We start from the raw sequence: 16,246 nt of genomic DNA on the forward strand, positions 1-16,246 counted from the left end.
GTTCACCCCCGTGGCCCCTGGTCTGCACAGATGCCGTCGAAGGAGTGGTCAATGTCAACGCTGCGCGTCGTCCAATGGGGTCTCGGTGCGATGGGGAGCGGCATGGCCCGCCTCGTGGCCGGCAAGGAGGGCCTGCAACTGGTCGGCGGCATCGACACGCGCCCGGAGTACGTCGGCAGACCGCTCGGCGAGGTGCTCGGTCTCGACACCGATCTCGGCGCCACCGTCACCGACGACCCCTCCTCCGTGCTGAACAAGGACGACGTCGACTGCGTCATCATCGCGACGACCTCATGGGTCAAGGAGCAGATCGACGATCTGCGGACCATCCTCTCGGCGGGCATCAACTGTGTGAGCATCGCCGAGGAGATGGCCTCCCCGGAGGCGCAGTCCCCCGAGGCCGCACGCGAGCTCGACGACCTGGCCAAGGCGAACGGGGTCTCGATCATCGGGACCGGGGTCAACCCCGGCCTGTCGATGGACACCCTCGTCGTCGCCCTCACCGCCGGCTGCCTCGAGGTGACCTCCATCGAGGCCACCCGGGTCAACGACCTCTCGCCCTACGGCCCGACGGTCATGCGGACGCAGGGTGTGGGCCTGTCGGAGGAGGAGTTCCTCGCCGGTGTCGAGGACGGCTCGGTCGACGGGCACATCGGCTTCCCGGAGTCGGCCCGCATGATCAGCGACGCCCTCGGCCTCGGCATCGACCGCATCGAGCAGAAGCGCGAGCCGATTGTCTCGACCGTCCGCCGCGAGACCCCGCACATCACGATCGAGCCGGGCATGGTGGCGGGGTGCAAGCAGACCCTGCTCGGCTACCGCGGCGACGAGGTCGTCCTCACCCTCGTCCACCCCCAGCAGGTGCTGCCCGAACTGGAGGGCCAGGGCACCGGCGACTACATCACGATCCACGGCACGCCCGAGGTCTCGATGCAGATCAACCCCGAGTACGCGGGCGGCAAGGCCACGCAGGCCATCGCCGTCAACGTCGTGCCGCGCATCGTCGAGGCCACCCCGGGTCTGAAGAACATGCTCGACATCCCGATGACCGGTGCCCTCGTCGGCCCCTCGGCCTACCGGCGGCGGGTCTGATGGGCGCGACCGTTCCCGCGGGCACCTGGGTCGAGATCGAGCGGGTGCTCCTGCGGCCCGAGCAGCGGGCGACCAACCTGCCGCCCGAGACGGCCGCGACGCCGTACGTCCTGCGGCTCAACGGGTTCCTCACCGCCGACGCCCACGAGGGCGAGGAGGTGAGCGTCCGGTCGCTCATCGACCACGAGCACACCGGGCGGCTCGTCCGCGTCGACCCGCACTACGACCACAGCTTCGGGGCCACCGTCCCCGAACTGCTGCGCATCGGTCTCGCCGCCGGCTCCCTCACCCGGTCCGCCTCTCAGGCCGACCCCGACACCGACACCGGCGAGTCCGCGCCGGGCAACGAGGCCGGCGAGGGGACCGCGCAGACCACGGGGGAGGGCCGATGACCAGGGACATGTCCTACGACGCCGTGATGGCGCGCAAGAACGAGATCATGAAGGCCAGTCTCGGCATCGACTACGACGACTTCGAGCAGAGCCCGATCGCGTTCGACTACGAGCGCATGATGGCGGGCGGCGACTTCACGCTCGAGGACATCGCCCGGATCCAGGCCGAGACGAAGGTCGGGAACACCCCGCTGTACGAGCTCACCAACCTCACCGAGGCCGTCCGGGAGTTCGCGGGCCCCGGCAGGGGCGCGACGATCCTCCTCAAGGACGAGGCGGCCAACGCCTCCGGTTCGTTCAAGGCCCGTCGGGCCTCGGTGAGCTGCTACGAGGCGCGGCGCCGCGGGTACGAGGGCGTCGCGACGGCGACGTCGGGCAACTACGGCGCCGCCGTGGCGAGTCAGGCCGCGATGCGACGCCTGCGGTGCATCGTCCTCCAGGAGGTCTTCGACTCCCGCGGCGTCGGTCAACCCGAGATCGTCGAGAAGTCGCGCGCCTGCGAGGCCTACGGCGCCGAGGTGCAGAAGCTGTCGGTCGGCCCGGAGCTCTTCTACCAGATGCTCGTCACCCTCGAGACGACCGGATTCTTCAACGCGAGCCTCTACACCCCGTTCGGCATCCGCGGCGTCGAGACCCTCGGTGCCGAGATCGGCACCCAGGTCCGCGAGCGTTACGGCAAGGACCCGGAGGCCGTCGTCGTCACCCAGGCGGGCGGGGGCAACCTCACCGGCACGGCCCGTGGGCTGCGGCTCGTCGGGTGCGAGGACACCGAGATCGTCGCGTGCTCGGTCGACCTGTCCGGCCTGCACATGGGCAGCGACACCGACTTCAACCGCAAGTCCTTCACCACCGGCCACACCGGGTTCGGCATCCCCTTCGCCACGTGGCCGGACCGCACCGACGTGCCCCGCAACGCGGCCCGCAGCCTGCGGTACATGGACTCCTACCACCTCGTCACCCAGGGTGAGGTCTTCTACATCACCGAGCTGCTCACCAAGCTCGAGGGCATCGAGCGCGGCCCCGCGGGCAACACGAGCGTCACCGCCGCCGTCGCCCTCGCCGCGCAGATGGACCGCGACGAACTCGTCGTCGTGCAGGAGACCGAGTACACCGGCGCGGGCAAGCACCACAACCGCCAGCTCTCGTTCGCGCGGGAGAACGGCATCGAGGTGCGCGTCGGCGACCCGCGCGAGAACGTCCCCGGCGAGGTCATCGTCCTGCCCGAACGCCTGGACCAGGTCGCCGGCCGGCCCCAGGACCTCGAGGCCGTCCGCCGCAGCTACGTCAAGAACGCGCTGCGCCGCCTGCCCGCGCAGGAGTGGAGCGAGAACGACGTCGCGTTCGTCGCCGCCGACACCCACACCGACGAGGCCTGGGTCCGGGCGGCACTCGCCGACCTCACCGGGACCCCGGCCGCCGGCGACGCCCGCACCACCACACCCGACACCCACCCCCACGCCCGCGGCGACGCGAACGGCACGAGCACGACAGGGAGCCCCCGATGAGCGACACCCCGCCCCTGACCCCCGAGCCGGGCGAGGGCCCGGACACCCCCGACGTCACCGCGGACGCGAGCGCGGAACGCACCGCCCGCATGGACGCCCGCGTCGAGGAACTGGCCCGGCTCTCCGACGAGGAACTCAAGGCCCGGTTCTGGGAACTCACGCGGCAGATGATGACGCCGGTCGTCGACCTCGCCCGCACGCACACGAGTCCCTCGATCGAACGCTCGGTCCTGCTGCGGATGGGCATCGACTCGGTGAGCAGCCACGGCGTCGTCGACGCGATCACCGAGGCCGGACTGCTCGGCAAGGGCGCCGGACATGTCGTCCTCCTCGTCGGTGAGCGGCACGGACTCGACGTCCGCGAGGCCGCCGCCCGCATCGCCGCCGACCCCGGTGTCCTCACCGGTCTCTTCGAGAAGGGAGCAGCGCAGTGAGCGCCCCCGAGTCCTTCGGCCCCCTGCAGCCGAACGAGAAGCTCGACGTCGAGGTCCTCCTCCAGGACCTCGAGCACTACCGCCCCCGCCGCAAGGGGTGGACGTGGCGCGAGGTGCCCGAGGGAGGGGTCGACATGGGCCCGTTCCACTTCCGTGACGCCTCCACCCCTCTGAAGAACTCCCTCGGCCTCCCGGCGAGCGAGTACTTCGGTGACATCGACCCCCAGCCCGCCTGCGTCGTCACCACCGAGATCGCCTCGGGCCGTTTCGAGGACGACGTGCGCCGCATGCGCATGGCGGCCTGGCACGGCGCCGACCACCTCATGGTCATCCGCACGACGGGTCAGTCGCACATCGACGGACTCCTCGAGGGCACCCCCGAGGGCATCGGCGGCGTGCCGATCACCCGCAAGCAGATCCGCGCCTCCCGCAAGGCCTGCGACGCGATCGAGGACGAGGTCGGCCGGCCGATCAACTTCCACTCCTACGTCTCCGGCGTCGCCGGGCCGGAGGTCGCGGTCCTCTTCGCCGAGGAGGGCGTCAACGGCGCGCACCAGGACCCGCAGTACAACGTCCTCTACCGCAACGTCAACATGTACCGGAGCTTCGTCGACGCCGCCGAGGCGAAGAGGGTGATGAACGGGGCCGGCATCTTCCAGATCGACGGCGCCCACAACGCCAACGCGACCGCCAAGGCCGGCTGGCTCGTCATGCCCGAGCTCATCGTCCAGCACGGCATCAACACGGCGTTCTCCGAGCTCGTCGGCATGGACCGTGGCCTCATCGGCTTGTCGACGGTGCCGCCGAACTCCCCGCCCGCCCCCAAGCTCTGGTTCGACCTGCCCTACGCGATCGCGCTGCGGGACGTCTTCTCCGACTACAAGTTCCGCGCCCAGCAGAACACCCGCTACATCGAGGCGAACATCGAGGAGGCCGTGCGCACGCACACGATCGACACGCTCATCTCGATGCTGACGAGCGCCGACATCCAGAGCACGATCACCCCCGACGAGGGCCGCAACGTCCCGTGGCACTACAACAACGTGCGCGGGCTGCAGACCGTCAAGCAGACATGGGCGGGACTCGACGGCATCAACGAGCTGCTCGCCCTGCGCAAGGACGGTCCGCTCGGGGAGATGATCCACGACCTCAAGGTGCGCGCGGTCGCGTTCCTCGAGGAGGCCATCGAGATCGGCGGGTACTTCGCCGCCGTCGAGGCGGGCTTCTTCGTCGACTCCGCCCGCTACCCCGAGCGCAACGGCGACGGCATCGCCCGCGACGGCGCCGGTGGCGTCGGTGCCGGGTCGATCGTCGAGCGAGACCCCGACTACTTCGCGCCCGTGAGCTGCCACTTCGGCGACAACACGATTCCGCGGTGGCTCGTCGAGAAGGGCGTCACCCGCCCGGAGGACGCGATCGGCGGCGACACCCTCGCGCACCCGGAGAAGATCGTCTACATCGACGAGCTCGACCCGAGCGACTCCGTCGATGCCCGCCTCGAGAAGACCCTCCCCTACCGCAAGGGCGGCCGCATCAAGCCCGAGGCCGAGTGGGCGGGCGACGGCACCGTGCTCATCCAGCTCTTCGTCCCCGAGAACGTCGACATCACCGAGGTCTACGCGATCGAGATGGCGAAGAAGATGGGCCTTCTCGACCCCGAGGTCGTCAACCTCGAACCGATGCACCCCAGCGAGGGCACGTTCGTCGAGGTCAAGGGCAAGGTCGCGTTCGACGTCGACCGTGCCACGCTGCACATCCCCGAGAAGGAGGTGCTGCTGCCGGAGGACGAGATCCGCGAGGAGGTCAAGGCGCGGGGGCTGCGTGTCGTCGCGGGCACCGTGGGGGAGGACGAGCACAGCGTCGGCCTGCGGGAGATCCTCGACATCAAGCACGGCGGCATCGAGAAGTACGGCGTCAAGTACGACTACCTCGGCACGTCGGTGCCGCTCACCAAGCTCGTCGACGCGGCGATCGAGACCGGCGCGGACGCCATCCTCATCAGCACGATCATCAGCCACAACGACGTGCACCGCACGATGATGAAGCGCCTCGCCGAACTCACCGTCGAGAAGGGCGTACGCGACTCCCTCGTCCTCATCGCCGGCGGCACCCAGGTGTCCCGCGAGATGGCGGGCGAGACCGGTCTGGACGCGACCTTCGGACGCGGCACGAAGGGGATCATGGTCGTCGACGCGATGGTGAAGACCCTGCGGGCACGCGAGGCCTCCGCGTGAGCGGTGGCTCCGACCGCCGCGTGCTGACCGTCGAGGTCGGCAGCACGATCACGAAGGTCAACGCCTTCGAGCTGAGCGAGGGGGTCTTCCGCCCCCTCGCTCAGGGGTTCGCGCCGACCTCGGTCGAGCAGGGCGACGTCGGCCTCGGCATCGACGCCGCCCTCGCCGCGTGCCGGGCGGCGGGCGGACCCGACCCCAGGACGGTCGAGACCCACGTCAACTCCTCGGCCGCCGGTGGGCTGCGCATGACGGTGCACGGTCTCACGGTGAGCATGACGGCCCGCGCCGCGCGTGAGGCCTCCCTCGGCGCCGGGGCGATCGTCACGATGGTCACCGCCGGGCCCCTCGCGAGCTACGACCTCGACGAGATCCGCGAGGTCGCCCCCAACGTCGTCCTCCTCGCCGGCGGCGTGGACGGAGGGGAACGCGGCGTCGTGCTGCGCAACGCCGAGCTGCTCGCCGGGCTGCTCGCCGACCGGCACGCCGCGGGGCATCGGGCCACGCCCGTCGTCTACGCCGGCAACGCCGCCCTCCGTCGACCCGTGACCTCGTTGTTCGCCGACGCCGGGGTCCCGGTGCTCCTCGCCGACAACGTCTTCCCCGAGGTCGACGTCCTCAACATCGCGCCGTTGCGCGGCCTCATCCACGAGGTCTTCAACGCGCACATCACCCACGCCCCCGGGATGGCGCGGCTGCGGGACTTCACCGACGCCGAGATCCTCCCCACGCCCGGCGCCGTCCTCCTCGCCGCCGAGCTGTTCGCCGAGGCCGTGGGCGACGTCGTCGTGATCGACGTCGGCGGCGCGACCACCGACATCCACTCGGTCACCGAGGGCAGCGCCGAGTTCGCCGCCAGGGCGATCGAGCCCGAGCCCACGGCCAAGCGCACCGTCGAGGGCGACCTCGGCGTGTACGTCAACGCCGCGAACGTCGCCGCGGGTCATGCGGAGATGGAGGCGGCGCTCGGTGACCTGCGCGCCATGCCCGAGGCGGAGGCCGAGGTCGCCCTCACCTGGCGACTCGCCGAGCGGGCCGTGGACCAGGGCATCCGGCGACACGCGGGCACCCTCACCGACCTCTACACCCCGAGTGGCAAGAAGCAGGTCGTGAGGGGCAAGGACCTCACCGCGGTGGAGTACGTCGTCGCCACCGGGGGCGCGCTCACCCAGGTGCCCGGGGGCGAGGAGATCCTGCGCGGCATCTGCGTCGGTCCCTCGACCCGAGGCGGGGTCACGTCGCTGCTGCCCTCCCCGGAGGCCCGGATCCTCATCGACCGTGACTACCTGTTCTCCGCGATGGGCACGCTCGCCCACACCTATCCCGAGCAGGTCTCGGCCTCGTTCGCCGAATGGGTGAGAGGGCAGGAGCGGCGCGCTCGGAGCACGGGCCCGTAGGCGCCGGGACGGCTCACGCCCAGGACCGCATGAGCGGCCCGACCGCATCACCACGCACGACGATCATGGAGGACAGGCGATGATCGCGCAGACCCCCCGACTGGAGATCCACCCGGACCGGATCGCGCAGAACGCGAAGGTCGTCTACGACCTCTGTCATGCGCACGGGGCCCAGGTCGCGGCGGTCGGCAAGGTCGTGTGCGCCCATCCCGAGGTGATCCACGCGATGGTGGAGGCGGGGGCCGACATGGTGTCGGACTCGCGCATCCAGAACCTCGCCTCGATCGCCGCACTCGGGCTGGAGCGGCCCTCGATGCTCCTGCGCATCCCCACCCCCTCGGCGGCGCACGACGTCGTGCGGTACGCCGACATCACGCTCAACAGCAGCCTCGGCAGCCTCCAGGTCCTCTCCGACGCCGCGCGGATGCTCGGCGTGCGGCACGAGGCCGTGCTCATGATCGACGTCGGCGATCTGCGTGAAGGCGTGTGGCCGGATCAGGCCCCCGACATCGCCAAGGCCGCCGCGGCGTTGCCGAACCTCGACCTCATCGGGGTCGGGGCGAACCTCGCCTGCTACGGCGGCGTCGTCCCGACCGTCGAGAACATGCGCCTGCTCGTCGAGGTCCGCGACGTGTGCCGGGAGGCGAGCGGACTCGACCTCGGGCTCATCAGCGGCGGCAACTCCTCGAGCCTGCCGCTGCTCGCGAGCGGCGACATGCCGCCCGAGATCAACCACTTCCGCATCGGCGAGACCGTGGTGCTCGGCAGCAACGTGCTCGACCGGTCGGACTGGCCGGGCACCCGGCAGGACACCGTGCGCCTCGTCGCCGAGATCGTCGAACTCGAACGCAAGCCCTCGGTGCCCATCGGGTTGCGCGCCCAGAACGCCTTCGGGGAGACGGTCGAGTTCGACGACCGCGGCACCCGGCTGCGCGCGATCTGCAACATCGGTCGTCAGGACACGAGCGTCGACGGGATCCTCCCGCACGACCCGGGCATCCGGGTCGTCGGCGGCAGCAGCGACCATCTCATCCTCGACGTCGAGGACGCGACCGGCGACGTGCACCTCGGCGCGGAGGTCGCCTTCACCCCCAACTACGGTGCGCTGCTGGGCCTCGCGACCTCTCCCTACGTCGAGAAGATCGTCCGCCGAGGCTGAACCGGCGCCCTCACGCCCGAACGCCTGCACGGACGGCCTTGAGAGGCGTGGAGCGCAGCGCGCGATGATGGACCCCCACGGCGGGTCCGGCCGGCTGCCACGGCGCCGCCCGGGACGACGAGAAGGAGAGACCGGTGCTGTACCAGACCCACCTGCGGGTACACCTCGACGCGATCCGACACAACCTCACGGGGATCCGGGAGGCGGTCGGGCCGGACGTCGCCGTCCTCATGGCGGTCAAGGCGAACGCCTACGGCCACGGTGCGGTCGAGGTCGCGCGGGAGGCGGAGGCCGCCGGCCTCGTCGACCGGTTCGGCGTCGCCACCGTGCCCGAGGGCATCGAGTTGCGCGAGGCCGGGATCCTCCTGCCGATCCTCAAGCTCTCCCACGCCTTCCCCGAGGAGCTCGACGCGGCCCTCGCGCACGACCTCGAACTCGCGGTCGTCGGTCCGGAGAGCATCGACGCGGTCGAGCAGGCGGCCGCCGCCCGCGGCACGTCTGCGCCGGTGCACCTCAAGATCGACACCGGGATGGGGCGGATCGGGGCCACGCCGGCGCAGGCGCCCGACCTCGCACGCCGCATCGAGGACTCCGCCCACCTGCACCTGCTCGGGGCGTTCACGCACTTCCCGGCGAGCGACACCCCCGCGCAGGACGCGTTCACCGGTGAGCAGGTGCGTCTCTTCGGCGACACGATCGCGGCGATCGAGGCGCGGATCGGTCGGGCGGTGGAGCTCGTGCACCTGTCGAACTCCGGGGGAGTGCTCGCCCACCCGGAGGCGCGGGGGACGATGGTGCGCCCCGGGATCATGACCTACGGCTATTACCCCGACGCCACGACGCCGCGCACGATCGACCTGCGGCCGGCGATCACGTGGGCGACGCGGGTCTCCTTCCTCAAACAGGTGCGTGCGGGAGACACCGTCGGCTACGGCCGCACGTGGACGGCGCCGGTCGACACGTGGATCGCGACGATCCCGGTCGGGTACGCCGACGGGTACTCCCGGCATCTGTCCAACCGCGGCACCGTGCTCATCGGAGGGCGGTCCTACCCCCTCGTCGGGCGGGTGTGCATGGACCAGTCGATGGTCGACGTGGGTGCGGATCCGCGCGTGGCCGTCGGGGACGAGGTCGTCCTGCTCGGCTGCAGCGGCGACCTGGAGTACACGGCCGACGACATGGCGAGCGACCTCGGGACGATCAGCTACGAGATCACCTGCGCCATCGCCCCCCGCGTCACCCGCGTCCACACCGGCACTCGATGACGTCATCCGGCCGAGTACGAGGCGGGGATGCTCGTGGGGGCTGGGACGCTCGGTCGGGTGGGAGCGCGACGCAAGGGCCGTCCCCGTGGTGGGGACGGCCCTTTCGTCACTCCTGGAACCGGGGAACCCGCGCGGGCGGGTGCCGGAGGAGGCGTCGGGTCAGCGCACGCGACCGAAGGAGGCACCCTTGCGGACCTTGGCGAGCTTGACGACGTCGCCGGTGCGGGGGGCGTGCCACATACGACCGTTGCCGGCGTAGATGCCGACGTGGTGCTTACGGCCCTTGCCGTAGAAGACGAGGTCGCCGGGCCGGGCCTGGCCGCGACCGATCTTGATGCTGGAGCGGTACTGCGCGTCGGCCGTGCGGGGCAGCTTCTTGCCCATGCGCTTGTAGGTCCAGCTGGTGAAGCCGGAGCAGTCGAAGGCGCGGGGGCCGGTGGCGCCCCAGCGGTAGGGCGTGCCCTTCTTTGTGCTGGCGATGCTCACGGCCTTGACCCCCTGGCTGGAGGAGATCGCGGCGTCGGCGGCGGGGGCGGAGGCCGCCATGAATCCGCCGGAGAGGGAGAGGGCGAGGGCACCGGTGACGGCCAGGCGCGGGGCGCCCTTGAAGAGGGTCTTCATGAGTGTCGGGGGTTCCAGGAGGCGCTTGCGAAGCATGACCTGTCGGGTTCGGGAACCTGGTGTTCCCGGCCTCTGCGGCGGTTGCCGTTCGGGCTTCACCCCAAGGACGACCTCCCGGGTGGGAGGGGATCCGTACTGCCGGGTGCTCCGTTCCTGCCACCCACACATCTCTGCGTGTACCGAACCGGAAGGCGTGGTGGCAGGATTCAGCGTCACGATCCGGTGGCGTTCCAGGGGTGAACGCCGCACAGAACATAACGACCCTGCAACACCGAAACCAAGTTGAAACCTAAACTTGTGACTCACCTCACGTTTCGAGCCCGATCCGGCCGGGAATACGCCGTGCCCCGCCGATCACCGTGATCGGCGGGGCACGGTCGCATCGACGACGGCGGCCCGGGGCGAGTGGCTCAGAGGTCCCGCGCCTGCAGGGTGTTGCACTGGTTGAGGTCGCCGGTCTCGTAGCCGCGCATGAACCAGCGCTGCCGCTGCTCGGAGGTGCCGTGCGTGAACGACTCGGGGCTGACCCGGCCGCGGGCCTGCTTCTGGATGTGGTCGTCGCCCACGGATTCGGCGGCCGAGAGGGCGTCGCGGACGTCCGTCTCGGTGAGCGGCGCCATGAACGTCCTGCCGTTCGCGTCCTTGGTCTCGACCGCGCCCTTGGCCCACATGCCGGCGAAGCAGTCGGCCATGAGCTCGACCCTCACGGCGCCGCTCTCGGGCCCCTTCGGATCCTGCTGGGCGCGCTCGAGCAGGCCCAGCTGGTCCTGCAGGGCGTGGCCGAACTCGTGGGCCACGACGTACTCCTGCGCGAGCGGGCCGCCGGAGGAGCCGAACTGCTGTTCGAGGATGCGGAAGAACGCCGCATCCATGTAGACCTTCTTGTCGAGCGGGCAGTAGAACGGCCCGATCTCGTTGCTCGCATCCCCGCAGGCCGAGCGGGTCTGGCCCTGGTAGAGGACCATCTCGGTGTCCTGCCATTGCACCTTGCCGCCGGAGGCCTCGGGGAGCTTGGCCCGCCAGTAGGACTGGACGCTGTTGCGGGTGGCGATGACGCGGCACTCCGGGTCGCGGTTGGCGTCGGCACCGGTGCGGCACTTGGCCGCGAGGTCGCCCGCGCCGGCGGACTCGGCCTGCCTCTCGGACTGCGAGGCCGGCGGCTGTTGGACGTCGGCGGGGTTGCCGCCCATGAGCATGTAGAGGACGAGGGCCACGAGGCCCAGGAGGCCACCACCACCGCCGATCGCAAGGCCACGGCCACCGCCACCCCCGCGTGAGACGCCGGAGGTGTCGAGCTGGGCGTCGTCGTTGAACGTCATGGACTGCCTCCTACGCATCCGGCCTGCGGTACCCGGTGACCGCCTCGTCTAGACTATCCGGCGGCCGTCGCGCCGTCCTCCCACCTCGCTCCTGACGTGCAGTGTTGGGCTGCCGCGAGATCCCGCCGACGACGCGCCGCGTGTGCGGTCGGCCCCACCCGACCCGAGAGGACCCCCCTGTGATCGCCGCCACCGGAATCGAGCTCCGCGCGGGCTCACGGCTCCTCGTCGGAGACGCGACGTTCCGTGTCGCCCCGGGCGATCGCGTCGGGCTCGTCGGTCGCAACGGCGCGGGCAAGACGACGTTGACCAAGGTGCTCGCGGGGTGGACGCAACCGGCGGCGGGCTCGCTGCAGACCTCCGGCGACATCGGCTACCTGCCCCAGGACCCCCGGGACGGGGATCTCGACGTGGTCGCGCGGGCACGGATCCTCTCGGCCCGTGGGCTCGACGACCTCGCCCGACGGATGCGGGAGACCGAGGGTGCGATGGCGAGCGCCGACGCCGAGACCCATGAGCGCGCGATGGAGCGGTATCCCAAGCTCCAGGCGCGGTTCGAGGCGGCGGGCGGGTACGCCGCGGAGTCCGAGGCCGCGGCCATCGCGTCGGCTCTCGGGCTCGACGAGCGCGTCCTCGGGATGGGTCTTCGTCAGCTCTCGGGCGGCCAGCGCCGCCGCGTCGAACTCACGCGCATCCTGTTCTCCGGGGCGCAGACCCTGCTCCTCGACGAGCCGACCAACCACCTCGACGCCGACTCCATCGTCTGGCTGCGTGACTACCTCAAGACGTACAAGGGTGGGCTCGTCGTCATCAGCCACGACGTCGACCTCCTCGGCGAGGTCGTCAACCGCGTGTTCCACCTCGACGCGAACCGGGCCGAGCTCGATCAGTACAACGTCGGGTGGAAGGCCTACCTGCAGCAGCGCGAGACCGACGAGAAGCGCCGCAAGCGGGAACGCGCGAACGCAGAGAAGAAGGCCTCGGCCCTGCTCGCGCAGGCCGCCAAGATGGGGGCCAAGGCGACCAAGGCCACGGCGGCCCACAACATGGCCCGGCGCGCGGAGAGGATGCTCGACGGCCTCGAGGACCAGCGGATGAGCGACAAGGTCGCCAAGCTCCGATTCCCCAAGCCGGCCCCGTGCGGTCGTACGCCGCTCACGGCCGAGGATCTCTCTCGCTCCTACGGCTCGCTCGAGGTGTTCACCGGTGTGGACCTCGCGATCGACCGAGGGAGCAAGGTCGTCGTCCTCGGCCTCAACGGCGCCGGCAAGACCACGCTGCTCCGCATCCTCGGCGGCCTCGATGCGCCCGACACCGGCGAGGTCGTCCCGGGCCACGGCCTCAAGCTCGGGTACTACGCCCAGGAGCACGAGAACCTCGACGTCGAGCGCACCGTGCTCGAGAACATGAAGTCCGCCGCGCCCGACCTCGGCGAGACCGAGGTGCGCAAGGTCCTCGGCAGCTTCCTGTTCTCCGGCGACGACGTCGACAAGCCCGCCCGGGTGCTCTCCGGTGGGGAGAAGACCCGACTGTCCCTCGCGACGCTCGTCGTGAGCAGCGCGAACGTCCTCCTCCTCGACGAGCCGACGAACAACCTCGACCCGGCCAGCCGTGAGGAGATCCTCGGCGCGCTGCGGGCCTACGAGGGCGCCGTCGTCCTCGTGAGCCACGACGAGGGGGCGGTCGCGGCCCTCGAACCCGAGCGCGTACTCCTCCTGCCCGACGGTGTCGAGGACCACTGGGGCCCGGACTACCTCGACCTCATCTCCCTCGCCTGACGCCTGACTCGGGGCGCGTCGCCCGGGAGCCGCACCGGGAGTCGCACCGAGTGCCGCGCGGCGTGACGGCGGCCACCTGCGTCGACGCCGAGGACCGCCGTCGGCGCGTCCTAGAGTCGGGCCATGACGACGAAGTCCACCTCTCGCCCCCATCCCCGCCTCCGTGTCGACGTCGACGGGGCTGTCATGCGCATCACCCTCGACGCGCCGACCTGCCGCAACGCGCAGACCCCCTCGATGTGGGAGGAACTGGAGCGTCTGGCCACGACGCTGCCCCCGGAGATCCGGGTCGTCATCCTCGCCGGCGAGGGTCCGGCCTTCTCGGCCGGCCTCGACCGCGGCATGCTCTCGCCCGGCGGGGTCGAGGGCGAACCCGACCTCCTCGGCATGACGGCGAACGGGCCCGAGGCCCTCGCCGACCTCATCGAGACGTTCCAGCGCGGGTTCACCGCGTGGCGGGAGTGCCCGGCGCTCGTCGTCGCCGCCGTCCAGGGGCCCGCCATCGGGGCGGGCTTCCAGCTCGCCCTCGCCGCCGATCTGCGCGTCGTCGCCACCGACGTCCGCTTCTCGATGGCCGAGGTCACTCTCGGACTCGTCCCCGACCTCGGCGGCACCCACGCCCTCACCTCACTCGTCGGACCCGCACGCGCCCTCGAGCTGTGCCTCACGGCCCGGCCCGTCGACGCGCGGGAGGCCGTCGCCACCGGAATCGCGAGCCTCGCCGTCGAGCCCGACCAGCTCGCCGCCACCGTCGACGACCTCGTCGCGGCCGTCCTCGCCACTCCCGAGGACACGGCCCGGGAGATGCTCGGCCTGTTCCGCGGCATCGAGAACCGCACGGCCGCCGAACAGCAGCGCACCGAGCGCGAGGCGCAATCGCGCATCCTGTGCGCCAAGACGGCGGAGATGCGCGCGAACGCCGCGTCCGGAGTCTGATCGACGCCGGACTCCCGCGCCTGCTCGGAGACGCCACCCCGGTACTCTGCCGACGACCGGCCGCCGCTCCCTTCGGAGCCTCGCGGCCGGTCGTCACCGCGCCCCGGGTGCGGTGACCGGCGAGGAGAGGGCGATGATCGGGGCATGAAGTCCGACGTGAGGTCCCGGTGAGCACGGCGAGCACCGGCTGGATGGCGATGCGTTCGTTCTCCCGCGAGCCCCTCGACGACCGGCTGCACGAGGGAACCGCACGACGTGTCCTCACCTACGCCCGCCCGTACACCCCGCTCATCACGGTGTTCCTCGCCCTGTCCCTCGTGTCCTCGGCCCTCGTCGTGGCCACCCCGATGCTGCTGGGGCAGGTGGTGGACCGCGGAGTCGTGCCGGGTGACCGCGGCGTCGTCGTCGGCCTCGCGTCGGTCGTCGCCGTCCTCGCGGTCCTCGACGTCGTCGTCGGGTTGCTCGCGCGGTGGACCTCCGCACGCATCGGCGAGAACCTCATCTACGACCTGCGTACCCAGGTGTTCTCCCACGTCCTCGCCCAACCCATCGGGTTCTTCACGCGCGCCCAGACCGGTGCCCTCGTCACCCGCCTCAACTCCGACGTCATCGGCGCGCAGCAGGCGTTCACGTCGGTGCTGGGGTCGACGGTGAGCAACGTCGTCTCGGTGGTGTTCATCCTCGTCGCGATGGCGAGCACCTCCTGGCAGCTCACGGTGGTCGCGTTGCTCCTCACCCCGGTCTTCCTCGTGCCCGCACGGCTCATGGGCCGTCGCCTGTCCGGGCTGCAGCGGGAGTCGATGGGCCTCAACGCCGAACTCGGCGCCCGGATGACCGAGCGCTTCAACGTCGCCGGTGCGCTGCTCGTCAAGCTGTTCGGCGACCCCCGCACCGAGGCCTCCGAGTACGCCGTCCGAGCGGGGCGGGTGCGCGACATCGGCGTCACCATCGCCCTCAACCGCACGTTCTTCCTCCAGGGCCTCACGTTCGTCGCGGCCCTCGCCACGGCCGCGGTGTACGGCGTCGGCGGCCTCCAGGTCATCGACGGCACCCTCACCGTGGGCTCGCTGCTCGCCCTCGCGGCGCTGCTCACCCGCCTCTACGGACCCCTCACGGCCCTGTCCAACGTCCGGATCGACGTGATGACCGCGCTCGTGAGTTTCGAGCGGGTGTTCGAGGTACTCGACCTCCAACCCCTCGTCGCCGAGACCCCCGAGCCCACCGACATCCCGGACGAACCGGTCTCGGTCGAGTTCGAGGACGTCTCCTTCGCCTACCCCGGCGCCGACGAGGTGTCGCTCGCCTCGCTCGAACAGGGCGGGCCCTCCGGCGACCGCGAGGGCGGAGGGCTCGTCCTCCACGGCATGACGTTCCGGGTCGAACCGGGCAGCCTCGTCGCGCTCGTCGGGCCGAGCGGAGCGGGCAAGACGACGATCACGAGTCTCGTCGCCCGGTTGTACGACCCGAGCTCGGGGGTCGTGCGCGTCGGGGGCGTGGACCTGCGCACGGCGTCGTTCGCCTCGCTGCGCGGTGTCGTCGGTATGGTCACCCAGGAGTCGCACCTGTTCCACGACACGATCCGGGCCAACCTCGAGTACGCGCGCCCCGGCACGAGCGAGGCGGAGCTGTGGGCGGTGCTCGAGGCGGCGCAGATCGCCGGTCTCGTGCGGAGCCTGCCGCAGGGACTCGACACCGTGGTCGGCGACCGCGGCCACCGCCTGTCGGGCGGGGAGAAGCAGCGCATCGCCATCGCGCGGCTGCTGCTCAAGAGCCCCGGCCTCGTCGTCCTCGACGAGGCGACCGCCCACCTCGACAGCGAGTCCGAGGCCGCCGTCCAGCGTGCCCTCGACACCGCGCTGCACGGGCGCACGGCGTTCGTCATCGCCCACCGGCTCTCGACGGTGCGGGGCGCCGACGTCATCCTCGTCGTCGACGGCGGCCGCGTCGTCGAACAGGGCACACACGCCGATCTCCTCGCCCGTGGCGGACTCTACGCCGACCTCTACCGCACGCAGTTCGCCCAGTAGGCCTCATGCCCGCCGACCTCGGTCGGACGGGGGGTCTCAGCCCTGATCCACCGTCCGGGGGTGGGTATTCCGGCGCGTCTTGGTAAGAGA

The 16,246-nt window shown here is 71.0% G+C and carries 13 protein-coding genes; 11 read left to right on the forward strand and 2 right to left on the reverse strand.

Translation table 11 applies throughout. The annotated features are described in order from the left end of the window. Positions 1-51 precede the first annotated feature (51 nt). The 8 genes from ord (at position 52) to alr (ending at position 9,475) form a co-directional block, all read left to right on the forward strand. A complete protein-coding gene (gene ord, locus RT054_RS07090; protein ID WP_313022756.1) occupies positions 52-1,092 on the forward strand; it encodes a 2,4-diaminopentanoate dehydrogenase in 1,041 nt (346 codons plus the stop codon). Then, the gene (gene ortA / locus RT054_RS07095) at positions 1,092-1,484 is read left to right on the forward strand and encodes a 2-amino-4-oxopentanoate thiolase subunit OrtA (RefSeq protein ID WP_313022757.1); all 393 of its coding nucleotides are present in this window, start codon (positions 1,092-1,094) and stop codon (positions 1,482-1,484) included. The genes ord and ortA overlap by 1 nt, the downstream gene beginning before the upstream one ends. Continuing rightward, positions 1,481-2,989, forward strand: coding sequence for a 2-amino-4-oxopentanoate thiolase subunit OrtB (gene ortB, locus RT054_RS07100; RefSeq protein ID WP_313022759.1), 1,509 nt, complete (start codon positions 1,481-1,483; stop codon positions 2,987-2,989). The genes ortA and ortB overlap by 4 nt, the downstream gene beginning before the upstream one ends. Next, positions 2,986-3,423, forward strand: a complete 438-nt coding sequence (gene oraS / locus RT054_RS07105; protein WP_313022760.1) for a D-ornithine 4,5-aminomutase subunit OraS — start codon at positions 2,986-2,988, stop codon at positions 3,421-3,423. The genes ortB and oraS overlap by 4 nt, the downstream gene beginning before the upstream one ends. Next, entirely contained in the window at positions 3,420-5,657 is a 2,238-nt protein-coding gene (gene oraE, locus RT054_RS07110; RefSeq protein ID WP_313022761.1) for a D-ornithine 4,5-aminomutase subunit OraE, read from the forward strand. Before oraS ends, oraE begins: the two co-directional genes overlap by 4 nt. Next, positions 5,654-7,051, forward strand: a complete 1,398-nt coding sequence (locus RT054_RS07115; protein WP_313022762.1) for a glutamate mutase L — start codon at positions 5,654-5,656, stop codon at positions 7,049-7,051. Before oraE ends, RT054_RS07115 begins: the two co-directional genes overlap by 4 nt. Positions 7,052-7,130: 79 nt before the next feature. Beyond that, a complete protein-coding gene (locus RT054_RS07120) occupies positions 7,131-8,210 on the forward strand; it encodes an alanine/ornithine racemase family PLP-dependent enzyme (RefSeq protein ID WP_313022763.1) in 1,080 nt (359 codons plus the stop codon). A gap of 134 nt (positions 8,211-8,344) precedes the next feature. Further along, positions 8,345-9,475: an alanine racemase gene (gene alr, locus RT054_RS07125; protein WP_313022765.1), complete on the forward strand. Its 1,131-nt coding sequence runs from the start codon at positions 8,345-8,347 to the stop codon at positions 9,473-9,475. Between the two features lie 159 nt (positions 9,476-9,634). Here alr and RT054_RS07130 read toward each other — a convergent pair whose 3' ends face one another. Both RT054_RS07130 and RT054_RS07135 read right to left on the reverse strand, forming a co-directional pair. Continuing rightward, a complete protein-coding gene (locus RT054_RS07130) occupies positions 9,635-10,132 on the reverse strand; it encodes an NlpC/P60 family protein (protein ID WP_312718002.1) in 498 nt (165 codons plus the stop codon). Positions 10,133-10,506: 374 nt separating this feature from the next. Further along, a complete protein-coding gene (locus RT054_RS07135) occupies positions 10,507-11,415 on the reverse strand; it encodes a neutral zinc metallopeptidase (RefSeq protein WP_313022767.1) in 909 nt (302 codons plus the stop codon). A 179-nt stretch (positions 11,416-11,594) separates the two neighbouring features. On the opposite strand from RT054_RS07135, the gene RT054_RS07140 reads away from it, so the two are divergent. The 3 genes from RT054_RS07140 (at position 11,595) to RT054_RS07150 (ending at position 16,156) form a co-directional block, all read left to right on the forward strand. Then, a complete protein-coding gene (locus RT054_RS07140; RefSeq protein ID WP_313022769.1) occupies positions 11,595-13,193 on the forward strand; it encodes an ABC-F family ATP-binding cassette domain-containing protein in 1,599 nt (532 codons plus the stop codon). Between the two features lie 123 nt (positions 13,194-13,316). Beyond that, complete coding sequence (locus tag RT054_RS07145; RefSeq protein WP_313022770.1) at positions 13,317-14,129, forward strand: enoyl-CoA hydratase/isomerase family protein; 813 nt, start codon at positions 13,317-13,319, stop codon at positions 14,127-14,129. Positions 14,130-14,320: 191 nt separating this feature from the next. Further along, a complete protein-coding gene (locus tag RT054_RS07150) occupies positions 14,321-16,156 on the forward strand; it encodes an ABC transporter ATP-binding protein (RefSeq protein WP_313022779.1) in 1,836 nt (611 codons plus the stop codon). Positions 16,157-16,246 lie beyond the last annotated feature (90 nt).

It is taken from the genome of Mobilicoccus sp., assembly GCF_032060985.1.
GTDB lineage: Bacteria > Actinomycetota > Actinomycetes > Actinomycetales > Dermatophilaceae > Mobilicoccus.